Consider the following 22,948-nt stretch of genomic DNA (forward strand, 5'->3'; position numbering starts at 1 on the left):
TTTGCTCCGGTACCAACAACCAGGTTTGATTGCGCCATTTTCTCTGGGCCTCCAAGCAAATGTCATAGATCACAAACGCTGAACTCCTGCCGCCTCACCTGCGTCCCTCGAATGAATGCCCCATTAAAGACGGCATCCACCCAACTATCCGCTTCGAGGGCGAAACGATGGACAAGACCAATCAAAGCTCGACCTCTCCACCCGGCAGCACCCAGGAACATGCCTTGATCGATGACGCCGGTGCGCTGCTTGGCGAGGCCAGGCACAAAGGCAGCGAGCAGTTCGAACACTACCGCGATAACGCAGCCGATCAGCTTGATTCGCTCGAGGAAGGGGCGCGTTCGGCTGCTGCTGCGCTGCAAGGCAACGACAGTCTCGGACTGTCGCAGTACTTGAACCAGGCAGCAGAGTGCGTGGGTGAGTTTGCCGAGCAGGTACGCCATGAAAGTGCCGAAAGCCTGCTGCAGCGTGGTGCTCAGTTGGCCAGGAGCAACCCGGCGCTCTTCCTGGCCGGTAGCGTCGCCATCGGGTTTGCCGTGTCGCGTTTCATGCGAGCCAGCACCAGCCATGAGTCCACCACCCCTGCGTCGTCCGGTGATTGGGAACAGTCCCGCCCCGCGCAGTCAGTGCCTGATCGTGGTAGCGACGTATCTACCCGTGAACCTTTCACCCCCGTCGACCCAGTCGGCCCTGGTGCAGGCACGCCGGTCAGTGGCAGCCCGTTCGAGCGCGATCCACTCAAAGGAGGTGAATGATGAACAAAGACCCCTTGCATACCACCCCAGGCCTGCACACGGTGGAAGACGACGCCGTCGGTGTTGGCGGTTTGTTGCGCCAACTGATGCGGGAAGTACCGGACCTGTTCACCAAAGAGCTGGCCCTGGCCAAGGCAGAGCTGCAGCAGAACCTCGCCACCCTGAAGGCCGGCACGGCTGCGGTGGCGGCGGGAGCGATCGTTATGCTGGCGGGCTTCGTCATCCTGTTGCTGGCGGCAGTCTACGCCCTGGCGATGGTGGTCGAGCCTTGGCTGGCAGCCTTGATCGTGGGCGCGGTCACCTTGGTGATCGGGTTCATCATGTTGCAGTCGGGCAAGAAACAGTTCGAACCCACGCACCTGGCCCCTGACCGCACCTTGCATGCCATGCAGCAGGACAAGGACACGCTGAAGAGGAAACTGCCATGACCACTTCCTTCGAACATGAAGCGCACAAAGACCCTGACTTGCTCGAGCAGGAAATCAACGCCAAGCGCGAGCACATCAGCGATCTGGTGGACGCCCTCGAACAGCGCCTGAGCCCGGGCCAGATGGTCGACCGAGTCCTGGCCTATGCCAAAGGCAATGGCGGCGAGTTCTTCCAGAACCTGGGCACCACCCTCAAGAACAACCCCGTACCCGCTACCCTGACGGTACTGGGCCTGGCCTGGCTGGGCCTGAACCAGAACCGCCCCTTCAACCCCGGGCCTGCGCACCAGGGCCCGGGGTTGGGCGAAAAGCTCGGTGACGCGGTGGACACGGTGAAGGGCGCTTTCGCGCAGGCGGGGGAGGCAGTGCACGACGCCAGCCAGAAGGTGCGCATGAAAGCCCATGACATGCGCGATCGGGCCAGCGAACTCGGCAGCGGCGCCCGCGACTCCGTGGGGGCTTCCGCAGATACCCTGCGCCATTCGGCACACAAGGCCGCAGACCAGGCCACGGCTCTGAAAGGCCAGTTCGATCATCTGCTTCAGGAGCAACCGCTGGTATTGGCCGCTTTGGGGATAGCACTGGGTGCGGCATTGGGGGCGGCGCTACCCAGTACCCGCAAGGAAGACCAGCTGATGGGCGCCAGCAGCGATCGCTTGACCGACACACTCAAGGCCAAGGGTCGCGAGGTGAAGGCGTCGGTCGAAGAGTCGCTCGATCAGGCAAGTGGTAAAGCGTCGACACAGGCAGAGCGCAGGCCTGGAGACTCCGACCTTTCCTCAGGGTTGGGCTTCAATTCCTGATCCTGCGGCATCTTCGTCGTCGGCCCAACTGCCCCGGCAGAGGGCCGGCGGCTATCTGTGTGCCGGACAATCGCTTGCAGCTTGAATCAGGGAGGCTCTGCTTTGAAGATCGACGCGTTGTTGACCGAACTCCTCAATGCCCGTGGCCCCGGAGGGCAAGAGGATGAGGTGCGGGCTATTTGCCTTCGAGAGCTCGGCAGTTATTGCGATGACACGCACACCGATGCCGCCGGCAACGTGGTGGGGGTCATTCGCGCCGGGCTTGCCTGTATCGCGATCCCTACAGAGAATACCCATGGTTTTGAGATGGTGCTCCTGGACGGCATTTCAGCCTGTGCTGAAAACTTGGCTGAATTTCTGCTGGGCTGCCAGGACGAACAGCACGCAACGAACGACCATAATTGACCTCTAGCGCTGCAGGTTGTCCCGAGCGGCATCGTCTGCCTGCTGTTCGTGAGGCGACTGTGGGGCCGTTTCGCAGTTTCGGCCCATCGCCTGATACTCCTTGCGAAGTTGATGGATCTCTCGGTTGTCGAGTGATTCGAGACCTAGTACCGATTGCTCTGCGGACTTTGTAGCGCGGATCAGTTCGTCGAGCTTCACGTGGATGATGTCGTTGTCACGGTTCTGGGTGTTCTGAATCAGAAAGACCATCAGGAAAGTGATGATGGTCGTCGATGTGTTGACGATCAGTTGCCAGGTGTCGTTGTAGTGAAACCAGGGCCCGGAGGCAGCCCACAGGGTGATGAGCATCACGGCGATGAGGAAGGTACTGGGTTTACCAGCGTGCTTGGCGAGCCATTGGCAGAAAAGCGCGAATTTCATGGTGTTATCTCCACTGCTATCTACGATTCTGACCGCAGCGGTGCGCTGAAATCTTTTTTGCTTTTTCGCCTGGATGACGGGATACACCTGGTGCGCTGCAATTCCTGCAAGCCAATGCTGGGCAGGTATCAGCATTGCCGCTACGCTTTGATCCTCGCGCCAGGTCAAGAATTTTCCACAGTGAAGAAAACAGTTCGGGTTGATGATCTTCAGGTCTTCGTCACAACAGCCTCTGCCGGCAGCTTCTCGGCAGCAGCCAGGTTGTTGGATATTTCACCGGCCTTGGCCAGCGGCGCAGTCCAGCGCCTGGAAAACTGCCTGGGTGCCAGGTTGTTCGTGCGTTCCACGAGGCGTTTGCGGCTTTCGGCTGATGGCGAGCGATATCTGCCTCATGCCCGTCAGGCCTTGGAGGCACTGGACAACGGTGAGCTGGCGCTGACCGAGGGGCGAGATGAGATCGCGGGTACACTTCGCCTGTCCATGCCCTCGGATATTGGCAGGAATCTGCTGCTGCCCTGGTTGGACGATTTCCAGCGATTGCACCCCAAGGTGATGCTGCAACTGCGGATCAGCGATCAGGTGGCCGACCTTGTCGGCCAGCAACTGGATGCGACTATCCGATATGGGCAGCTGGCAGATTCCAGCCTTGTTTCACTGATGCTTGCCCCTGGAAATCGCAGAACGGTCTGCGCCTCGCCACATTACCTGGCACGACATGGGGCACCAGGGGCCTTGGAAGATCTGGGCAGGCATAATTGCCTGCGGTATGTGATGGGCGAGCAAACCTACGAGCGATGGAGCTTCCATTTGCCCGATGGCGTCAAGACCGTGCAAGTCACAGGCGACCGCGTGAGCGATGACGCCGATATCGTTCGGCGTTGGGGTGTTGACGGATTGGGGGTCGTTTACAAATCCAGGCTGGACGTGCTGGCGGACATACGTGCCGGGCGGCTGATCGAGTTGTTTCCCGGCGATTACGGTCAACCTGCGCCGTTGCAGCTGGTGTGCGCTCATCGAACATCGCTCACACCTGCTGTGCAGGTGCTCAGAGCGTTTCTGGCGGAGCGTTTCGAGCAGCTCATCGCTGCTGATGGATAAGGTGACGGGGCTCATGGCCCCGCCTTCGTTGTGTTGACCGGGCGAGTGATCAGAAGCCTTCCAGAACGATCTTGCCTTTTGCCTTGCCGCTTTCGATCAGGGCATGGGCGCGTTTGAGGTTGCTGGCACTGATGCTGCCGAAGTGCTCGCCGACGGTGGTCTTGATGACCCCCTCGTCGACCAGCGCCGATACCTTTTCCAGCAGGTGGTGCTGTTTGATCATGTCCTCGGTCTGGTACAGCGAGCGAGTGAACATGAGCTCCCAGTGCACCGACAGCGATTTGCGCTTGAACGGCACGATATCGAGATGCTGAGGGTCATCGATCAGCGCGAGCTTGCCCTGTGGGCGCAGCACTTCGACGATCTGCGCGAGGTACGCATCGGTGTGGGTCAGGCTGATGACGTAATCCACCGAGTTGAACTGAAGTTGTTCCAGTTGCAGGGCAAAGGATGCCGAATGGTCGATGACATGATGTGCCCCGAGTTCGCTGACCCAGGCCTGGGTTTCAGGGCGTGACGCGGTACCGATCACCTTGAGCTGGGTAAGCTTGCGTGCAAGCTGTACCAGGATCGAACCAACACCGCCGCTGGCACCGATGATCAGCAGGCTCTTGCCAGCGCCGCCATTTTCCTCCACACCCAGGCGGTCGAACAGCAATTCCCAGGCGGTGATGGATGTGAGCGGCAAGGCTGCGGCGCTGGCATTGTCCAGACTACGAGGCTTGTGCCCGACGATTCGCTCGTCGACCAGGTGATATTCGCTGTAACTGCCCGGGCGGTCGATTGCACCGGCATAGAACACTTCGTCGCCAGGCTGGAACAACGACACCTCGGCGCCGACTTCGCGAACGATCCCCACGGCATCCCATCCCAACACTTGAGGGTGGTCACCGCTGCGGCTGGCTCTGACCTTGGTGTCGACAGGGTTTACCGCGATGGCTTTGATTTCCACCAACAGGTCCCTGGCACCGGGTATGGGATTGGGCAGATCGTGCTCGTACAACGATCGGGAATCCTGGATCGGGAGGCCGGGGGTGTCATAGACAATTGCTTTCATTGGGATGTGACCTTTCAGGTGAGCAGTGGTGGCAGGTTAATCGCGTCGAGCCCCCTGAAAAACCAGGTTGTTGCCGGAACACTTTCCGCGTTTCGCTGATAATCGGGTACCTCTACACAGGGAGCAGGTGCTCTCGTTCAAGCAGTTGGATGTTGGACGGCTTGACCTGCACTTCGTGAAGTTCAGGCGCTGTAAACCAGCGGCACTCCATGATCTCGTGATTTGCGGTAGGTTTTGCGCCAGGTTCGACAGGCAGCTGATAAAGGTAATGTTCCTCGCCTGCGAGCACGTAGTGGTTGAGGAATCGAGCACCATTGAAGGGTAGGCAAGTCTCCTCCATCAGCTCGCGCTGCGCAGCGTCCAGATGATGCTCGCCCGGATCTATTTTCCCGCCTGGCAACGACCATTCAGCGCTTTGCTTGCGCACGAAAAGGATGCGTCCTGCTTGCAGGCAAATGACCGTCGAATGCCGTTCTCTGGAGTTGTTCATCAGGAGCCTCCCGTACGTTGGAGGTGGCATCAGGGCAAAACTCACCCTGATGCCGGCTGCGGATGATCAGCGATCTTTATCCCACTGTTGATCATCTGCCTGGTTTTGCTGGCCGCCCATGCGGTCCTTGTCTGTCAGGTTCTGGTTCTGCTTGTCGGTCGTACGTTGGCCGCCTTGACTCCCTGTGTCACGGGAACGTTCCCAGTCCTTGTTCATCTTGTCCTCAGGTTTCTGGCCGGACTGGCTGCCACCTTGCTGCTGTTGGCCGGGCATCCGGCCGCCCGAACCCTGGCCGCCTTGCTGGCCGGTGCCGGCAGTGTTGTTACCCATGCCGGTGTCAGCATTGCCTTGGTTGCCACCCTTGTCTTGATTGTTTGCCATGATCGCTTACCTCAGGTCAGACACAGGAAGGTCTGTGTGTACTGTTATGACCGAGGCCCGTTCCCGCGGTGTGCAAGGAATATTTGGCAAGCTGACTAAACGCATTAATTTCAAGGGTGCGAAATGTTGGTGTGCGGCCAGGAACCTATCTGAAGGCGAGTTCGACTTCGTGATGGTTGCCAAGTTTCGCGATGCCACCGAGTACACCGACTATATCTACCGCTTTCTCGACACTTACCGGGATATTCCGATTCGCACTTATTCCTCGACGTTGGTGGTGCGTACGGTGAAGAAATCGTATGAATTGCCGCTGGGAGGAGGGCTGCAGCAGGCTGTCGATGCCTGACAGAAAGCCATGGCAGCGCAACGCGGTCAGCTGTTGTAGGAGCGGCCTTGTGTCGCGAGAGGGCTGCAAGGCAGCCCCAGGGTTTCAGCCCAGATGCACCAATTGCCGGGGCTGCTTCGCAGCCCTTTCGCGACACAAGGCCGCTCCTACAAGGACCCGTGCAGGCCAGAAGATTGTTGCAAGGCATGCGCGGTCTCTGTGGGAGCGGGCATGCCCGCGAAGAAGCCAACGCGCTGTGTATCCCAAGGCACCAGAGGTCGCTATTTCGTAGTCAAAGGCCAAGGAAGGCAGTCGCCCTGTTCCATTCTTTCTGCACCCAGGCGTAACTCCGAAATATCGCGTTTCGGCGGCGTACCGAACTGCCGCCCATATTCGCGACTGAACTGCGAAGGGCTTTCATAGCCGACCTTGAAGGCTGCCGTGGCAGCATCCAGGTGTTCATTGAGCATCAACCGTTTTGCCTCGTTCAACCTCAACCATTTCTGATACTGCAGCGGGCTCATCGCGGTGAGCCGGCGGAAGTGCTGATGGAAGGTTGAAAGCCCCATCTGCACCCGAGAGGCCAATTCATCTACCCGCAACGGCGCGGCATAGTTCAGCTTCAGCCAGTCGATGGCCTTGGCGATTCGATGCCCCTTGCTGCCGACCGAGGCGATGTAGCGGAGCAGGGGGGCCTGGTCGCTCTGTAGCAACCGATAGTGGATTTCTCGCTGAATCAGCGGCCAGAGCACGGGTATCGCATCAGGCTCTTCCAAAAGCCCGATCAGTCGGCTGAAGCTCTCCTGCAGCTTCGGGCTTAGCAAACCCACGCCGGCGCTTGTGTGAACAGACTGGCTGCCCGCCGGCAGGCGGCCGTCTTGCGCGATCAACTCTGCCAGAGTGCGCAGGTCGAGCTTGAACGCCAGGCCCAGGCAAGGTGCGTCTTCGCTGGCCATCGTCACTGCCGAATGGGCGGGGATGTTCAGCGAGGTGACCAGGAACCGGGTCGAGTCATAAGGGAACACGTCGCCGCCGATGACCATTTCCTTGGCGCCCTGCACGACCAGCACGATGCTTGGCTCGACGATACAGGTGACCGGTGGGGCCGGTGCGTTGCGTCGGTAGACGCTGAGGTCTGCGATGCGTGTCGCGAAATCGCCAGCCGTTGGCGCGTGCGCGCCGATGACCTTGCACAGCGTGGCCATCGGGTGCGCGTGTGAGGTCGGTTGTGTGGTGGCGGACATAGGAAGCCTCAGGTCATCTCTTGGAAAGACACTACTCGTGGGTAACTTACGCTGTCCATGCCCCGCCAACAGGGTCTGGAGAATCAGGCAAGAAAACTGGTCGTTTGATCTACTGATACGCCGTTTTTCGCGAGGAAGATGGGCGGCAGGCAATGTTGCCAAAGTGCTCGAGTAACGCGAGGGCACCCGCTTTTAATAACCTGCTGCACGAGAACCACCATGACCAGCTCAGCGATCCCCCTTCAACATTCCAGCAGACAGGTCTGGGGCGCCGTGCTGGCAATGTCACTCTGCGCCTTTGCCCTGGTAGCGTCCGAATTTCTGCCGGTGAGCCTGCTTACACCACTTGCCACTGATTTGTCGCTTACCGAAGGCCAGGCCGGTCAAGCCATTTCGATCTCGGGTTTCTTCGCCGTAGTCACCAGTTTGTTGCTGTCCACCCTGACGCAGGGTATTGATCGAAAACCTGTCCTGCTGGCCACCACGGCGCTAATGCTGGTTTCCGGTGCAATGGTGGCGTTTGCCCCGAACTACCCGACCTTGATGTTGGGGCGGGCCGTGCTTGGGATCGCCATTGGTGGATATTGGTCGATGTCCACCGCAGTGATGATGCGTATCGCGCCTGAAGCCCTCGTTCCCAAGGCCATTGCCGTGATGCAGGGCGGTACTGCGCTGGCTACGGCGATCGCGGCCCCGGTCGGCAGTTACCTGGGCGGCCTGATCGGCTGGAGAGGGGCCTTCTTCTGCGTCGTACCTTTGGCCGCAATTGCGTTGATCTGGCAGGCCTTCACGCTGCCGGCGATGCCTGGCGAGCGTGGTACGGCTTCGGCGACCGCATCCCTGCGTTTGCTGCTGGACAGCAAGGTTGTGCTTGGCATGGCTGCAGTTGCATTCCTCTTCATGGGGCAGTTCACGCTGTTCACCTACCTTCGCCCGTTCCTGGAAACCGTGACACAGGTGGACGTGCCCACGTTGTCGCTGCTTCTGCTGATCATCGGCGTCGCGGGGCTGGTGGGAACGATGATGGTAGGTTCGCTCGTAGGACGCCATCTGTTCAGAGTGCTGCCCGGTATTCCACTGCTAATGGCCTTCATCGCATTCGCTGTGATTTCGACAGGCTCCTGGGTCGTCCCGACGGCGGTGCTGCTTGGTGGCTGGGGCTTGATTGCCACTTGTGCGCCAGTGGGCTGGTTCACCTGGCTGGCCAGGATGCTGCCCGAGGACGCCGAGGCCGGGGGAGGCCTGATGGTCGCGGTGATACAACTGGCGATTACTGTAGGTGCGACCTTAGGTGGGGTGCTTTATGACGGCGTTGGGTACCAGGCGACCTTCATCGCCAGTGGAATGATGCTCTTGGTAGCGACTGCCTTGACCATGAGGGTAGGGCGGCATCGATAGGGTACAAATGTGCTCCCTAATTGAGCAAAGGCGCAGTCAGCATGGACGCCTGTCGCTGCCAAGCCTGCGGCGACATACCCTCGGCCTTCACGAATGTGCGACAGAAGTGGGACTGATCGCAGAAACCGCACTCCAGTGCGATCTCAGCGAGCATCATTCCCGAGCCCCCCAGTAGTTCCTTGCTTTTGCGCAACCGTTGTTCACGCATCCACTGCTGCGGGGGCACATGCAGGGTATCCCTGAACATTCGTGTGAAATGGCTACGCGACAGCGAGCAGGCTTGGGCGAGTTCCGTAACAGTTATGCCGGTGTCCAGGTTCTCCAGCATCAACCTCTTGGCAGTCGTGACTTGCCAGGGCTTGAGGAGCCCGGTCGTTTTCAGTGCGACAGTCGCCAGCACAGTGCAGTGATCGCTGTTCATACAAATCCATTAATCAATGAAGTGGGCACGCACGTTTCGAGTGGGCAGAGCAGGCCACTGCAGCCTCGGGCGGGCTACAGACGATAACGCTCGATTCGATGGCCTGGCTCAGCCAGCCGGCGTACCCATCAGCGGGTCAATGAACAGCCCCTGGATGCAGGGGCTGGCAATGGTCAGACAGCGGCAGCAACCGGGGCCAGGGTTGGGCCGTGCTGAACGCGCTCTGGTGCTTTGTGCACCATGGTGTAGGCATAGTCGACACCCATGCCGTAGGCGCCGGAGTGTTCTTTCACCAGTTCCATGACGGCATCGTAGGTGTCGCGGTTTTTCCAGTCGCGCTGCCACTCCAGCAGCACTTGTTGCCAGGTCACCGGAATCACGCCTGCCTGAATCATGCGCTGCATGGCGTAGTCGTGGGCTTCCTTGGTGGTGCCACCGGAGGCGTCGGCAACCATGTAGATTTCATAGCCGGCATCGTTCATCGCCGACAGCGCGAAGGTGGTGTTGCACACCTCCGTCCACAGGCCGGACACGATGATCTTGTTGCGCCCGTTTTTCTTCAGCGCGTCACGCACCTTCTGGTCATCCCAGGAGTTCATGGAGGTTCGCTCCAGCAGCGGAGCGTCGGGGAAGACGGCGAGCAGTTCGGGGTAGGTGTGCCCAGAGAAGCTTTCAGTCTCGACCGTCGTGATGGTGGTGGGCACATTGAAGATCCTGGCTGCCTTGGCCAGGCCCACGGTGTTGTTTTTCAGGGTCTGGCGATCGATGCTCTGAACGCCGAAGGCCATCTGTGGCTGCTGATCGATGAAGATCAGTTGGCTGTTGAATGGGGTCAGTACTTCAGTTTTTGGATTGTTCATTCTTGTTCCCTGTCAGCTGGATGATGGTCATCGCACAAGTCACGGCGCCTGCTTTGTGCAGACTGTGCTGAGGCACTGGATGACGTCCTCAGTGATGCCCGTTGCTTGAGTCCGAGCACAAGATAGCGAATAGCAGAGCGAAGCGGTGGCGCACCTTTGCGCTCTCAGGAGCGCATTAATGCGCCATTCGCTTGTTCATCCTGCTGCTAGGATTCGCACGCAAACGCGGATCTACCTGATCCGGTTTACGCCAGGAGAAAGCGATGGCAGCTTCACAACCACTCAACAAACAAACCGCCTATTGGGGCGTTCCGTGGGAGAATTCTTACGGGTATCCGCAGGCACGGCGGGTAGGGGATGAGATCTACGTATCGGGCCAGTTCAATCATGACGAAGAAGGCAACCTGGTTGCGCCGGCACCGCTGGATCGTGACGGCAGGCCCTGTGATTTCTCTTCGATGGGGGATCAGATGCGCGCCGCCTACGACAATATCGCCAAGCTGCTCGCGCTGTATGGCGCAACGCTTGAAGATGTCGTGGAAGAGACGCTCTACGTACTGGACATGGACGCGGCCTTTGCCGTGGTCGGCAAGGTGCGCAAGGCCGCCTACGGCACGGAGCGGCCTCAATGCGCCAGCAACATCATCGGCGTCTCGAGGCTTGCCCAGCGCCCACAGCTGATCGAAATCGCCTGCAAAGCGGTACTTGGCTCACACGCTGAGTGACCCGCACTCCCGGTTTCGCTCTACGTGACCGGGAGTACCAGTTGGCCCTCGATCAACGGCTTCTGGTTGGCAACGGCAGCTGCACAGAACGTCATGAATGCTTTGACCCGCCACGATTTGCGGATGTCCTGGTGCGTCAGCAGCCACAGCTCATCCTGCAGCTCCGGCACCACCGGGCCGACGCGTTCAAGCCCTGGCGTGATATCACCCAGCATGCAGGGCAAAAACCCCACCCCCAGGCCTGCCGCGATTGCAGCACTTGCCGCCGCAACCGAATCGGTGCGGTACGAGATGCACTCGGCAGCGACCCTGTTTTCGACATAGCTCGTTGCCTTGAGCCCGCGTAGCGCCGCGGAATAGGAAACCCATGCCTGGCCTTCCGTGAACAGAGGAGTAGGCGATGTGTGGTTGCTGCTGCCGTAGGGAGCCCAGGCGATTGTGGCCAGTTTGCGGCCCACCAGGCTTTCTGCGGGTTTCCTGGTCGCCCGAACCGCAATATCCGATTCGTCTCGCGCAAGGCTCAGTGATTCGTTGCCCACCAGCACCTCGATCGTGATGCCTTCATTGAGGGCCTTGAAGTCCGCGATGATGGGGGTGAGGAAGTAAAGCAGCAGTGAGTCGCTGGTGGTGATACGAAGCTTTCCGAGTGGCCCCTGGCCGGCACGTGAGACACGCCGCGTCACGCTGACGATGTCCAGCTCCACGCGCTCGGCGAGGGCACGCAGTTCCGCGCCCTCGATGGTGAGCAGATAGCCTGATTTGCGGTGATCGAACAAGGCTACGCCAAGTGTTTTTTCAACCTGGGAGACTCTGCGGGAGACGGTGGACACGTTGATGCCGAGCTTCTTGGCTGTGGCAGCGCGATTGCCACACTCACTGAGCGTTTTGATGATCCGCAGGTCGTCCCAAGAGAGCTGGTTGGCAGCCTCGCCCACGTTCCATTTCACGTCCTTGGGGGCAACCGGGGTAATTGGGACATTTCCAGGTAACGACTTCACGAAATCCGTTCCAGATCAGATTGCGACGATCATACGAGAAGGGGCTGCGTGAACCAAGCATCAGCATGAAGGCGAAGGAGGGGGCTTCGGTCGTCCCTTCATGCGCACATCGACACTTGTCGGCGTTATCCTGAAGAGTGAGCCCAGGAGCCTTTGGGGAACTACCCATGCGCAAGTTGACACTGTTGTTCGCGATCGCTGCATTTGCGGGTTGCCAGGCGCCGATGCCCACTGCCAACCCACAGATGGCTTGGGTCGATCTCTCGACACCATTTCCGAATGACCGTGTGCTGTTGGCCGAACGCCTGGATAAACAACGCTTGCGCGACGGGCGCTTCTTTGAGGTCAGCCCCGGCAGCCATGAATTGGTCGTCAGGTTCGACTACGAAGTAAATGGGGGCGGTGGCATCAGCCTGATGGGAGGTACCACGGTAAGGCAATGCTACCTGACCATAGACTACGAGCATTTCAAGGCTGGACAGCGCTACGTGCTCGAGGCCCGCTCCATGGCCATGACGCCAGAGGCGAGGCTTTATGATGCGAAGGGAGAGATTGTGGCAGAGGTTACGGAATTCTATTGCCTGATGTGATGGTGAATCGTTCGTTGTTCATTGATTACAACTAGCCTCGAAAAATCAGATTTTTTCGCTTTCTTGTAGGGCATTTCCCAAAGATACTGTTGCCGCCTATTTTCCGTTGCGGGTGCCCTGGCAGGGCTCTAGTCTGGGCCTGTCGCTGCTCATCAGTGACACGGCTTTGACAGGCCGTAATGGTATGTAGGTCTGCAGCGCTGTTAATGGCGGCTGCGTGTGGGGCACGCTTGCGTGCGCCGGAACTTCCTATGTCCGCCGGTCTGTCAACCCACACACAGCTGCCACCCAACCTGTTTGACAGCGGGATCGGTGCAGCCCATTTGGAGATATAGGAATGTTGAAGATGGTCCCCGATCCACCCCAAAGCCTCCACTCCCTCGAAGACACCCTCATCCAGGCCACGTACTACGTCCAGGTACAGTTGCCGAACGAACCGTGAACGCTGCACTGAGCCCAAACCAGGTATTGCCTGGGCTGGGCTGATCACCCGCGAAGTTGTCCGCCAGGCGCTAGACGATTAGGGAGATGGACCCATGACTACTGACGAATCGAACGAGAAAACCACCGTAGGCAAGACCACGTTCTACCAAGGTGAAAACCAGACCCATCCGTTGTTTCGCATCGAAGCCGGCATTCCTTGCAAAAGCGCTCGGGAGCAGGCTTCGGAATTGATGGGGTACGTGCGGGAACTGACGATTGTCGGGTTGATGGATGAAAAGCCGATGATGATCTGGGCTGCGCATTACCTGAGCGCATTGGCCAAGGCGCTGATGGACGATGCCGAGCTGGGTATGATGCGCTGAGTTCACTCCACCCGTGGCGGTCCGCGAAACGCGGCCGCCATTCACAATGGCGGAGTGGGGTGCCTCGATCAGTGTGGCTGAGGTCAACCGTATTTTGTTCTGTGGGTGAGCGGCGAAGGCTGTGATAATGGAGGGGAATTACAAGGGCCATGCCATGCTGACCATCTCCAATAATCTGCATCTGCCAGATGCCGACATCGAACTGACCTACATCCGCGCGCAAGGCGCAGGTGGGCAAAATGTCAACAAGGTGTCCAGCGCCGTGCACCTGCGCTTCGACATTCCCGCCTCGTCGCTGCCCGAGTTTTACAAGGAGCGGCTGTTGGCGCTGCGTGACAGTCGCATCACCGGCGACGGCGTGTTGATCATCAAGGCACAACAATACCGCACACAAGAGCAGAACCGTGCTGACGCACTGGCGCGTCTTGCCGAGTTGATCATCAATGCCGGCAAGACCGAGAAGAAACGCCGTCCCACCAAGCCGACCCTTGGCTCGAAGACCCGTCGCCTCGAAGGAAAAGCCAGGCGCAGCACTGTCAAGGCGGGTCGGGGTAAGGTGGAGTTCTAGGCTCTGTACAAAATGAGATGTCTCAAGGCAGTGAAATCATGGCGGCCTGGTTTTGCGAGCTCGTGGAAGCGTGTGGGGGCGTGATAGACGAAACATGAACGGGCACTTCCAAATACGTCATTTAACATAATACTCATTATGCGCTAGTCTACATTTGGTCACCGGACCACGAGTGAGGCACTTTGGGACCAGAGAAAGCTCCTTGGTCTAGAGTCCTCGGAAGTAATTCTTAGGTCGTTTTCGGAGCTAATCCCTGAACTGCCGTGTTTTTCCTCCGAGTTCAAAATTTACTTCTAACCTGCGGGCCGTTCGTGTGATCGTCGCTCACGTGCTGGCGATTTTCCCTCCTGTTTCATGAGTTAGTTCCTGTTGCCGATGTGTCCACCATCTGCTGTCCAAGCCGGCACGAAGCTGAACCGCGTCCGCACATGCCAAAATTCACTATCCACGACATCGAGGTCGCCAGTGCTTTGGTCTTTTGAGGTCACAAGCAGATGCCTAGAGCGTCGGGGATGCTACGGAATGTGGAAGCATGCTTTTGCCTGGATGTGAGGCTTTAAGCATGTCTTCACCGCAGCGGGATCTCATGAGCGTTTGATTTGATGACGGACAGGCGTGTTAGTTGGCGTCAGAGCGTGGTGCTCTCCGATGGGCGCGTTTCACAGTGAAATGCCGATTTGAAGGCCTATCTATGGCGGTTGTAAACCACTTTTTTACGTGTTAACTACAGTGGTTTACACGTAAAAAAAGTGGTTTACAGGGTGTATTTATACGTCGCTGTGGCCACTAGTTACTTGTTCTCGTACGGGTTGTATTTTGAACGGTGCACTATGGTGTGCTAACGTAGCGCTGGAGATTAGCCCCCACGCCTCGTGGCAGATTCTGTAGGTCTGTACTGCGCACTAGGAGGGTTAGTTGTCAGGTAGTTCGTGAAGATGACCGATCACTTGAGGAAGTAAGCTAACCTCCTCCAGCCTCGTTTTTTCCTCATGCGGTTATAACTCCACTAAATGACTATTTGGTATAGTTATAAGGCGTGCGCGTCAACTCATTGCTCTACCATTGTCCGGGCCGGAGTGCATTACGTCAGTCCTCCTGCGCTGAGTTTGCCCGTGATCGATCACCTAGACCATCTCGTACTCACCACCTGCGACGTGCAAGCCTGCACGGACTTCTACACCCGCGTACTGGGCATGCAACTCGAAACCTTCGGTGCCGGCCGCCTAGCGCTGCGCTATGGCAATCAAAAGATAAACCTTCACCGCTGCCGGGCACGCGCTTCCAGCGCACCCAGCGCTTCGCGCTCCTCGGCTAAGACCTGACGCTGGCCGGCTACCCCCTGCTCCGCCACACCCTGGGCCAGGATGATGGCCTGCCGCCAGATAGCCACGAACGCCTGCGCTACCTCCGTCGGCAGGCCGGGTGGTCGTGTTTCACCGCGCTGACGCCCGGCCAGTTGCTCCCACCACTGATCCAGCAAGGCGCCAACCCGTGCCGGACTGCCACGCCCCAGTTCCAGCCGCACGCGCTCCACCGTCGGCCGCTCACCGCGGGCCAGCACCGCGTCTGCTGCAGCAAACACGTCGTTTTCCGGTACGCCTACCGCCATGCCCTGCCCTCCGCCATATTAGGTCTGATAATTAAATCTTATCCGACCTTATTGGCCGAGAACTTGTTTTATAATACGTTCAACGTACTAAATTATACATATCTGGTGGTTATGGCGACGAAAGTCACCGAATCCATCGGAAGCCTTTGCCCCACGGAAGCCTTTCGCCCGAATAGGCGTTCGTTTGTGCCACTCCTGCAGCTCAATTAGGAGAGCACCCTCGCCTATTGATTTGCCGTCTCGATTCTGTTGTAGGCGGATCATTAAATGCCGTGCGCTGGTGTCAACGGTTGCAGGGTGGTTCATAGTCGTCCGCTTGGCGTGCACCAGGATGGGATGCCGGTTGGAGTCTTCTGGCGTCGACGGACTCGAATTGCACCTGGTTGCTGCGGACTCTGGCGTTCAGCACGCTTAGTCAATACCCGGCTGACTGGGCCAAGTTGCACGCGATCGACGGCTTGGGTGGCCATGAGGATTAGAGGGCGATGAAGCGATTCGCCACGGGTGGATTGCTGTCAGTAGAAAGCATGTGAGCGTAGGATGGAGGCTCCCCCATCAGGCCGCTCCTTATGTATAAATCCTTACGGACAACCGCCCGTGCGCCAGTTATTGGGGACTCCACTTCATGCTTCTTGCTCGCTGACTTTAATCCCCAACGGCCCTTTGTAGCTCCATAATCTATCAGTTCCGCGCCCCGCCCCATATGAATCCTAAAGAACTCAAATGATGCATTTTTGATTCGGTTGCCGCACAATGGTCAGATTCAGGTAATCGAGAATCTTCCATGCACCTTTCAGCCACCGACGAACGTCTGCTCAAGGCACTCGCCGCAGCAATTGTTATCCACCCCAGAGCCACGCTGAAAGAGTTGGCGGAAACGGCCGGTGTCAGCAAGGCGACCCTGCATCGCTTCTGCGGTACTAGAGACAATCTGGTCAGCTTGCTGGAAGGTTACGGCGAGCAAGTTCTGCGTCAAGTGATCGCCGATGCCGATCTGAAAAGCAGTGAACCGCTTGCGGCATTGCGACGCTTGATCACCGAGCATTTCAAGCACCGCGAAATGATGGTGTTCCTGCTCTTCCAATACCGCCCGGACACCTTTGACGGCAGTGAGGCCAACCAGGGTTGGCGAGCCTACGCCGACGCGCTGGACGACTATTTCCTGCGTGGTCAGCAAGCCGGGTTTTTCCGCATCGATATCAGCGCTGCAGTGTTTACCGAGATGTTTCTTAGCCTGGTCTACGGAATTGTCGATGCCGAACGCCGCGGTCGCGCGGCCAGTGCAACATCTGCGTTGACGCTCGAGAATCTTTTCCTCAATGGCGCCGTGGCGGCATCTCGCTAGTTTATGCCCGGATAAAAAAATGCCCCTGATCGCTCAGGGGCAAAAGCGGTTGGCCAGACCAACCAAAGGATCGATGGGCTATCCCCGCGCAGGCCAGCCACCACCGAGGGCGCGGAACAGGTCGACAAGCGATTTTTGCCGCTCGATACTCGCCTCGATAGCGGCCGCTTCGTTCAGGTAGGTGTTGCGCTGCGCATCCAGGTACCGCAGATGGCTGTCCACGCCACCCTCGTAGCGAGCCTTCGCCAGTGCCAGGCTCGCCCGGCTGGTGTCGGCCAACGCTTTGCGTGCGATCTCCTCACGCCGCAAGGTATCACTGGCGGCCAGTGCATCGGCCACTTCCCGGAAGGCGGTCTGGATCGTGCCTTCGTAAGCTGCAACCGCCGAGTCCTTGCGCGCCTCGGCCAGGCTCAGGGCAGCCTTATTACGCCCGGCGTCGAACAGCGGCAATGTCAGTTGCGGCATGAAGCCCCAACTGCGCGAGCCACCCTCGAATAGCCCGGACATCTGCGCGCTGGAGGTACCGAAGCTGCCGGTCAGGCTGATCCGCGGAAAGAACGCCGCCCGTGCCGCGCCGATATCAGCGTTACGCGCCCGCAGCCGGTGCTCGGCGGCAAGAATGTCCGGACGCCGCTCGATCAGTGCCGACGGTGCACCCGGGGCGATGTCCTGCAACACCATCGGCGCCTCAGGCCGTTGGGCAGGGATCACCTTGGCCGCGCTGGCGTTACCGAGCAGCAGCACCAGAGCGTTGTAAGCCTGCTGCTGTTCGCGCAGGATGGACTCCAGCTCTGCCCGCGACTGCTCGACCAGCCCCAGTGCCTCCTGATGGTCCAGCGCTGTCGCGGTGCCTACGGTGCGGCGCTGGCCGACCAGGGCGAGGGAGTCTTCGCGGCTGCCAAGGGTCTTCCGAGTCAGCGCCAGGCGTCGCTCGGCGCCATCAAGGGTCAGATAGGCCTGGCTGACCTCGGCGATCAGGGCAATATGTGCAGCCCGGCTGACCTCCTCGGTTGCCAGATACTGCTCAAGCGCTGCGTCGCTCAGGCTTTTCACGCGGCCGAACAAGTCGATTTCGTACTCCGGCAGCGACAGCCCTACCTGATAAGTGCTGTTGACGCCTTCACGGCCATCGCTGGAAAGGTCCGACGGTAAATGCTGGCGATTGCCCGAAGCGCCGGCGTTCAGCCCTGGCATGCGGTCGGCACGCCGAATGCCATATAGCGCACGGGCCTGCTCGATATCGAGCAAGGCCTGGCGCAGGGAACGGTTGTTGCCCAGTGCGCTGCCGACCAGCTGGCGCAGCGTAGGGTCAACAATGAACGCCTGCCAGTCCAGCTGCGCCACGGCCTGGCCCTGCTGCCCGGTGGCATTGCCCCATTGCGCCGGCACCGGTGCCTCGGGGCGCTGGTAGGTCGGCGCCAGCGAGCAGCCGACCAGGGCACAGGCCAGCGCGAATGGAATTGCAAGATTACCCATGACCATTACTTCACCACCTCGACAGCGTGTTGCATGTGGGCCGGCTTGCGCTTGAGCAGCTTGAGCACCCAGACGAAACAGATCGGCACGAACACCACGCCCAGCAAGGTTGCGCTGAGCATCCCACCAATCACTCCGGTACCAATGGCGCGCTGGCTGGCCGCGCCAGCGCCGGTGGCGATGGCCAGCGGCACCACGCCGAGGATGAAGGCCATGGAGGTCATCACGATCGGGCGGAAGCGCAGGCGCGCGGCCTCGATGGCGGCGTCGCTCAAGCTGTAGCCCTTCTCCCATAGTTCCTTGGCGAACTCGACGATCAGGATCGCGTTCTTCGCCGCTAGGCCGATGATGGTGATCAGGCCAACCTTGAAATACACATCGTTGGGCAGACCGGTGAGCAGTACCGCCCACACCGCGCCCAGCGCACCAATCGGCACGATCAGCATCACCGTCAGCGGGATCGCCCAGCTCTCGTAGAGCGCTACCAGCAGCAGGAACACCACCAGGATGGCCAAGGCGAACAGGCCGGCGGCCTGGCCGCTGGACACCTTCTCCTGGTACGACAGGCCGGTCCAGGCGTAGCCGATCCCCGGCGGCAGCTCACTGACCAGGCGCTCCATCTCGGCCATGGCCTGGCCGGTACTGTGGCCCGGCGACGCGTCGCCAGCGATGCGGATCGACGGGTAGCCGTTGTAGCGCACCAGTTGCACCGGCCCTTCTTCCCACCGGGTGGTGACGAAGGCACTGAACGGCACTTGCTCGCCTTGGGCGTTCGGCGCATACAGGTGCAGCACGCTCTCCGGGGTCATGCGTGCGCCCTGCTCGGCCTGCACCACCACGCGCTGCTGGCGCCCGGCGTTGCTGAAGTCGTTGATCACCGCAGAACCAAAGGCGGTGGCCAGGGTGTTGTTGATCGACTCGAAGTTCACGCCCAGGGCGCGGGCCTTCTCGCGGTCGATCTGCACGCGCAACTGCGGCGCCTCGGCCAGGCCTTCCATCATTGCGTAGAGGATCACCGGGTTGTCATTGGCGCGGGCCAGCAGTTGATCGCGGGCGGCCAGCAATGCCTCGCGCCCAAGGCCGCCACGGTCCATCAGGCGCAGGGCGAAACCACCGGAGTTGCCCAGGCCGTCGATTGGCGGCGGCATGACCGCGGTGATGGCACCGTCGCCGTTGGCAACGAACTGCTCATTGACCACGGCAGTTTCAGCTGCTGCGGATTGCTCCTCGCCACGTAACGACCAGTCTTTGTAGGTCGGGAAAGCCAGCGCGGCATTCTCGCCCTGGCCCGAGAAGCTGAAACCAGTCACGACAATAGTGTTGGCGACAGCCTCTCGGGACATCAGGAAAGCTTCCAGTGTCTCGGCAGTGTGATCAGTACGCACCCGGCTGGCGCCCGGCGGCAACTGCACGTCGACGATGCCGTAGCCCAGATCCTCGGCGGGGACAAAAGCCTCAGGTACTCGTACATAGGAGTAACCGAGGACCACCAGGATGCCCACGTAGGCCAGCATCCAACGCCCGGCACTCGCCACCAGGGCACTGTTCATTACCGAGTAACGTTCTGTCATGCGGGCGAATGTGCGGTTGAAAGCACCAAAGAAACCGCCCTTTTCATGATGCCCATGTGCTACCGGCTTGAGCAGCGTGGCGCACAACGCGGGGGTGAAGGTCAGGGCCAGGAAGCCAGAGAACAGGATCGATACCGCCAGCGACACCGAGAACTGCTGATAGATCACCCCCACCGAGCCGGACATGAACGCCAGCGGCAGAAACACCGCTGCCAGCACCATGGTGATACCGATGATCGCTCCGGACACCTGCCCCATCGCCTTGATGGTTGCGTCTACCGGGGACAACCCTTCCTCGGCCATCAGGCGCTCTACGTTCTCCACAACCACGATGGCGTCGTCCACCAGGATGCCGATAGCCAGCACCATGCCGAACATGGTCATCATGTTCACCGAGAAACCGAGCAGTTTCATGATCATCAGCGTGCCGAGCAGGCACACCGGCACCACGATCGACGGGATCAGGGTATAGCGCACGTTCTGCAGGAACAGGAACATCACAAGGAACACCAGCACCATGGCTTCGATCAAGGTGTGGATCACCTTCTCGATGGCCACGTCGACGAAGCGCGAGGTGTCGTAGGGCACCGAATACTCGACGCCCTCGGGGAAGAACTGCGCAAGTTCCGCCAGGCGTTCCTTGACCAGCGTCGCGGTCTGGATGGCGTTGGCTCCAGGGGCCAGTTGCACTGCAGCTACCACTGCGGGTTTACCATCCAGGCGCGCTGACAGGTTGTAGTTCTCGCTACCGATGGCCATGCGTGCGACATCACCCAGGCGCACGCTGGAACCGTCCGGGTTGGCACGCAGAACGATACCGGCGAACGCTTCGGGGGTTTCCAGGGTGCCTTGCACGGCCAAGGTCGCGGTCAGTTCCTGCTCGCTGGCGCCCGGCGTGCTGCCGAAGCTGCCAGCAGGTACCTGGACGTTCTGACCTCGGATGGCATTGCTGATGTCGTCGATGGAAAGGCCGTAGCCCACCAGTTTCTGCGGGTCGACCCAGACGCGCATGGCCGCTTCGGAGGCGAAGAACTGCAGCTTGCCCACGCCGGGTACGCGCAGCAGTTCGTTATTGATGTTACGCGCCGCATAGTCTGCCAACGCCGTTACGTTGTCGCGCCCACCTGTCGCACTGGTCAGGGCATACATCAGCAGGAAGCCCGAACTGGCCTGCTCCACCTTCAGTCCCTGGGTCAGCACAGCCTGGGGCATACGCGCCTCGGCCTTCTTCAGGCGGTTCTGCACATCGACCTGGGCCATGTCCGGCAGCGTACCGGGTTCAAAAGTCACCATCACCTCGGCGACACCGTTGGAGTTGTTGGTGGACTCGTAGTACAGCAGGCCCTTCGCGCCGTTGAGCGACTCTTCGATGATGCTGGTCACCGATTCCACTAGCACCTTGGCGGAAGCCCCCGGGTAGGTGGCGGTGATGGAAATCTGTGGCGGCGCCACGCTGGGATACTGGGCCACCGGCAGCGCCGGGATCACCAGCAGGCCGGCCAGGGAAATGAACAGCGCCACGACCCAGGCAAAATTCGGCCGATTGATGAAGAACTTGGACATCTCGCTAACCTCGTCTTAGTGCGCCGCGGCCTGTTGCGCCTGAGCCGGCGCCACGGGCATGCCAGGGGCCAATCCGGCCGGGCTGCCGACAATGACCTGGTCACCGGCACGCAGGCCTTCGCTGATTTGCCAGCGCGAGCCTTGCATCACGCCGGTACGCACGCTGCGCACCTCGGCCAGGTTGTCGGATCCCACCACCATCACCCGTGCCATGCCGTCGCTGCCACGCTGCACCGCCCGTTGCGGCACCAGGATGGCCTGCTGGTCGGTGCCCTGTGGGGTGCGCACACGCACATACATGCCTGGCAGGAGGATTCCGTCGCGGTTGTCGAAGCGCCCGCGCAAGGTGACCTGGCCCGTGCCGCGGTCAACCGCGACATCAGTGAACATCAGTGCGCCTTCGCGCTGGTAGCCGGTGCCTTCGACCTGGGCGCTCAGGACCTTATCTTCGCCGCCTGTCAGGGCACCTTCCGTGAGCGCCTGACGCAGACGCAGGGCATCGGCGGCAGACTGTGTGAAGTCGACGTAGATCGGATCGAGCTGCTGGATGCGTGCCATCAACGTGGCGTCGCCCTGCCCGACCAGCGCACCTTCGGTGGTCAGGGCACGCCCGATGCGGCCGGAAATGGGCGCGGTTACCGTGGCGTAGCCAAGGTTCAGGCGTGCGGACTGCACGTCGGCCTGTGCCGTACGCACAGCGGCCTGGGCACTGCGCAGTTCGGCGGTGGCACTATCGAAATCTTGCTGGCTGACAGCTTCGATCTTGACCAGGGGCTCGTAGCGCTTGACCCGCGCCTGAGCCTCTTGCTGTACCGCCTGAGCACGCGCCAGGTCGCCTTCGGCGCGCGCCAGGGCCACCTTGAATGGCTCAGGGTCGATCTGGAACAGCACGTCGCCGGCCTTGACATCGGCACCTTCTTCAAAACGCTTGTGCAAGACGATACCGGCCACACGGGCACGCACCTCGGCTACGCGCATCGGCTCGACCCGGCCAGGCAGCGTCGAGGCGAGCGCCAACTGTTCGGTCGTCACCGTCACGGTCTCCACGGGCATAACCGCTGCAGAGGCGGCCTGTGGCTCCTCACCCGCTCCGCAACCGGCCAACGCCACCGCAACAGCTAGCAGCCCACCCATCCCTATCGTATGTATCTTGCCCATCATTCACCACAGCCTTGATTGAAAACGACCCGGATGATATCTTCGAATCACTATTGAGTCAATTCTGTCTCATTAGAATCAAAAAAGAACATGCATCATCTGATCGCGGCCGTGCCACGTTGCACCGCCTCTCGGCATTGATCGCGAGTTGATCACCGGCTTTCCTCCAAGGCGCAGCGAGCCGCCTACAGAGCACTGCAAACACAACAGAGGTATTGGATGAAAAACCTGTTTAGAGGCGATGTCGTCACCATCAAAAGCGGTGGCCCGCGGATGACCATCACGAACATCAGGCAACAGCGTTCCATCTCCGGCTTTCCCGCAACGGCATTTGCGCTATGTCAGTGGTTCGAAAATGACGCCTTCATGGAGAAATGGTTTGACACCATCGTTCTGCAAGCCGCGAAAGAAGCACCAGGTGGCACCACGCGATAAAGCGACGCGGAACTGGCAA

General features: G+C 59.8%; 22 protein-coding genes and 4 pseudogenes. 14 read left to right on the forward strand and 12 right to left on the reverse strand.

All coding sequences use genetic code 11. The features are described from left to right. Nucleotides 1–167: 167 nt before the first annotated feature. The 4 genes and pseudogenes from ABNP31_RS12835 to ABNP31_RS12850 form a co-directional block, all read left to right on the forward strand. Nucleotides 168–755 (forward strand): hypothetical protein, encoded by a 588-nt coding sequence (locus tag ABNP31_RS12835; protein WP_350013376.1) that lies wholly within the window; start codon nucleotides 168–170, stop codon nucleotides 753–755. Then, nucleotides 755–1,183 (forward strand): phage holin family protein, encoded by a 429-nt coding sequence (locus ABNP31_RS12840; protein ID WP_085664863.1) that lies wholly within the window; start codon nucleotides 755–757, stop codon nucleotides 1,181–1,183. The genes ABNP31_RS12835 and ABNP31_RS12840 overlap by 1 nt, the downstream gene beginning before the upstream one ends. Beyond that, nucleotides 1,180–1,986: a DUF3618 domain-containing protein gene (locus ABNP31_RS12845; RefSeq protein WP_085664862.1), complete on the forward strand. Its 807-nt coding sequence runs from the start codon at nucleotides 1,180–1,182 to the stop codon at nucleotides 1,984–1,986. Before ABNP31_RS12840 ends, ABNP31_RS12845 begins: the two co-directional genes overlap by 4 nt. A gap of 102 nt (nucleotides 1,987–2,088) precedes the next feature. Continuing rightward, nucleotides 2,089–2,238: pseudogene (locus tag ABNP31_RS12850) on the forward strand (M42 family peptidase); the annotation flags it as partial. Nucleotides 2,239–2,394: 156 nt separating this feature from the next. On the opposite strand, the gene ABNP31_RS12855 reads toward ABNP31_RS12850, so the two are convergent. Further along, nucleotides 2,395–2,811, reverse strand: a complete 417-nt coding sequence (locus ABNP31_RS12855) for a low affinity iron permease family protein (RefSeq protein WP_350013377.1) — start codon at nucleotides 2,809–2,811, stop codon at nucleotides 2,395–2,397. Nucleotides 2,812–2,925: 114 nt separating this feature from the next. Between ABNP31_RS12855 and ABNP31_RS12860 the strand changes: the two genes are divergently transcribed. Further along, nucleotides 2,926–3,909 (forward strand): LysR family transcriptional regulator, encoded by a 984-nt coding sequence (locus ABNP31_RS12860; protein ID WP_085664860.1) that lies wholly within the window; start codon nucleotides 2,926–2,928, stop codon nucleotides 3,907–3,909. A 49-nt stretch (nucleotides 3,910–3,958) separates the two neighbouring features. On the opposite strand, the gene ABNP31_RS12865 is transcribed toward ABNP31_RS12860, so the two are convergent. The 3 genes from ABNP31_RS12865 to ABNP31_RS12875 form a co-directional block, all read right to left on the reverse strand. Then, nucleotides 3,959–4,966: a zinc-binding alcohol dehydrogenase family protein gene (locus ABNP31_RS12865; RefSeq protein WP_350013378.1), complete on the reverse strand. Its 1,008-nt coding sequence runs from the start codon at nucleotides 4,964–4,966 to the stop codon at nucleotides 3,959–3,961. A gap of 112 nt (nucleotides 4,967–5,078) precedes the next feature. Next, complete coding sequence (locus tag ABNP31_RS12870) at nucleotides 5,079–5,456, reverse strand: NUDIX domain-containing protein (protein WP_238066298.1); 378 nt, start codon at nucleotides 5,454–5,456, stop codon at nucleotides 5,079–5,081. 66 nt (nucleotides 5,457–5,522) lie between these two features. Next, nucleotides 5,523–5,837 carry a hypothetical protein gene (locus ABNP31_RS12875; protein WP_075045255.1) on the reverse strand — a complete coding sequence of 105 codons (315 nt, stop codon included), beginning with the start codon at nucleotides 5,835–5,837 and terminating at the stop codon, nucleotides 5,523–5,525. 145 nt (nucleotides 5,838–5,982) lie between these two features. Between ABNP31_RS12875 and ABNP31_RS12880 the strand changes: the two are divergent. Then, nucleotides 5,983–6,183, forward strand: a pseudogene (locus ABNP31_RS12880) (Lrp/AsnC family transcriptional regulator); the annotation flags it as partial. A gap of 260 nt (nucleotides 6,184–6,443) precedes the next feature. Here the strand turns inward: ABNP31_RS12880 and ABNP31_RS12885 are convergent. After that, complete coding sequence (locus ABNP31_RS12885; RefSeq protein ID WP_238066299.1) at nucleotides 6,444–7,406, reverse strand: AraC family transcriptional regulator; 963 nt, start codon at nucleotides 7,404–7,406, stop codon at nucleotides 6,444–6,446. 219 nt (nucleotides 7,407–7,625) lie between these two features. Between ABNP31_RS12885 and ABNP31_RS12890 the strand changes: the two genes are divergently transcribed. Next, nucleotides 7,626–8,804, forward strand: coding sequence for an MFS transporter (locus ABNP31_RS12890; RefSeq protein ID WP_238066300.1), 1,179 nt, complete (start codon nucleotides 7,626–7,628; stop codon nucleotides 8,802–8,804). 16 nt (nucleotides 8,805–8,820) lie between these two features. Here ABNP31_RS12890 and ABNP31_RS12895 read toward each other — a convergent pair whose 3' ends face one another. Then, nucleotides 8,821–9,225: a helix-turn-helix domain-containing protein gene (locus ABNP31_RS12895; protein ID WP_085664856.1), complete on the reverse strand. Its 405-nt coding sequence runs from the start codon at nucleotides 9,223–9,225 to the stop codon at nucleotides 8,821–8,823. Between the two features lie 173 nt (nucleotides 9,226–9,398). Then, a complete protein-coding gene (locus ABNP31_RS12900) occupies nucleotides 9,399–10,085 on the reverse strand; it encodes a hydrolase (RefSeq protein ID WP_003258732.1) in 687 nt (228 codons plus the stop codon). Nucleotides 10,086–10,348: 263 nt separating this feature from the next. Here ABNP31_RS12900 and ABNP31_RS12905 point away from each other — a divergent pair, with 263 nt between their 5' ends. Then, nucleotides 10,349–10,810 carry a Rid family hydrolase gene (locus ABNP31_RS12905; protein WP_015270292.1) on the forward strand — a complete coding sequence of 154 codons (462 nt, stop codon included), beginning with the start codon at nucleotides 10,349–10,351 and terminating at the stop codon, nucleotides 10,808–10,810. A 20-nt stretch (nucleotides 10,811–10,830) separates the two neighbouring features. Here ABNP31_RS12905 and ABNP31_RS12910 read toward each other — a convergent pair whose 3' ends face one another. Continuing rightward, nucleotides 10,831–11,757: a LysR family transcriptional regulator gene (locus ABNP31_RS12910; protein WP_023663224.1), complete on the reverse strand. Its 927-nt coding sequence runs from the start codon at nucleotides 11,755–11,757 to the stop codon at nucleotides 10,831–10,833. A 218-nt stretch (nucleotides 11,758–11,975) separates the two neighbouring features. Here ABNP31_RS12910 and ABNP31_RS12915 point away from each other — a divergent pair, with 218 nt between their 5' ends. From ABNP31_RS12915 to ABNP31_RS12930, 4 genes and pseudogenes are all read left to right on the forward strand, one after another. Next, nucleotides 11,976–12,398, forward strand: a complete 423-nt coding sequence (locus ABNP31_RS12915; protein ID WP_085664854.1) for a hypothetical protein — start codon at nucleotides 11,976–11,978, stop codon at nucleotides 12,396–12,398. 536 nt (nucleotides 12,399–12,934) lie between these two features. Next, the gene (locus ABNP31_RS12920) at nucleotides 12,935–13,204 is read left to right on the forward strand and encodes a DUF3077 domain-containing protein (protein ID WP_063914697.1); all 270 of its coding nucleotides are present in this window, start codon (nucleotides 12,935–12,937) and stop codon (nucleotides 13,202–13,204) included. 154 nt (nucleotides 13,205–13,358) lie between these two features. Next, the gene (arfB, locus tag ABNP31_RS12925) at nucleotides 13,359–13,772 is read left to right on the forward strand and encodes an alternative ribosome rescue aminoacyl-tRNA hydrolase ArfB (RefSeq protein WP_085664890.1); all 414 of its coding nucleotides are present in this window, start codon (nucleotides 13,359–13,361) and stop codon (nucleotides 13,770–13,772) included. 1,112 nt (nucleotides 13,773–14,884) lie between these two features. Beyond that, nucleotides 14,885–15,034, forward strand: a pseudogene (locus ABNP31_RS12930) (VOC family protein); the annotation flags it as partial. A 2-nt stretch (nucleotides 15,035–15,036) separates the two neighbouring features. Here ABNP31_RS12930 and ABNP31_RS12935 read toward each other — a convergent pair. Beyond that, nucleotides 15,037–15,381 (reverse strand): annotated as a pseudogene (locus ABNP31_RS12935) (DNA-binding protein); the annotation flags it as partial. A gap of 784 nt (nucleotides 15,382–16,165) precedes the next feature. Here ABNP31_RS12935 and ABNP31_RS12940 point away from each other — a divergent pair. Next, a complete protein-coding gene (locus ABNP31_RS12940) occupies nucleotides 16,166–16,726 on the forward strand; it encodes a TetR/AcrR family transcriptional regulator (RefSeq protein ID WP_217190389.1) in 561 nt (186 codons plus the stop codon). Between the two features lie 78 nt (nucleotides 16,727–16,804). On the opposite strand, the gene ABNP31_RS12945 is transcribed toward ABNP31_RS12940, so the two are convergent. The 3 genes from ABNP31_RS12945 to ABNP31_RS12955 are packed head-to-tail and all read right to left on the reverse strand — an operon-like array spanning nucleotide 16,805 to nucleotide 22,494. Then, nucleotides 16,805–18,208 carry an efflux transporter outer membrane subunit gene (locus ABNP31_RS12945; protein ID WP_238066301.1) on the reverse strand — a complete coding sequence of 468 codons (1,404 nt, stop codon included), beginning with the start codon at nucleotides 18,206–18,208 and terminating at the stop codon, nucleotides 16,805–16,807. Then, nucleotides 18,208–21,336, reverse strand: coding sequence for an efflux RND transporter permease subunit (locus ABNP31_RS12950; RefSeq protein WP_217190394.1), 3,129 nt, complete (start codon nucleotides 21,334–21,336; stop codon nucleotides 18,208–18,210). The genes ABNP31_RS12945 and ABNP31_RS12950 overlap by 1 nt, the downstream gene beginning before the upstream one ends. A gap of 15 nt (nucleotides 21,337–21,351) precedes the next feature. After that, a complete protein-coding gene (locus ABNP31_RS12955) occupies nucleotides 21,352–22,494 on the reverse strand; it encodes a MexC family multidrug efflux RND transporter periplasmic adaptor subunit (protein ID WP_217190467.1) in 1,143 nt (380 codons plus the stop codon). A 219-nt stretch (nucleotides 22,495–22,713) separates the two neighbouring features. Here ABNP31_RS12955 and ABNP31_RS12960 point away from each other — a divergent pair, with 219 nt between their 5' ends. Next, nucleotides 22,714–22,929, forward strand: a complete 216-nt coding sequence (locus ABNP31_RS12960) for a YodC family protein (RefSeq protein ID WP_061302283.1) — start codon at nucleotides 22,714–22,716, stop codon at nucleotides 22,927–22,929. Nucleotides 22,930–22,948: the final 19 nt, after the last annotated feature.

The sequence above is a fragment of the Pseudomonas asiatica genome, assembly GCF_040214835.1.
GTDB lineage: Bacteria > Pseudomonadota > Gammaproteobacteria > Pseudomonadales > Pseudomonadaceae > Aquipseudomonas > Aquipseudomonas putida_Z.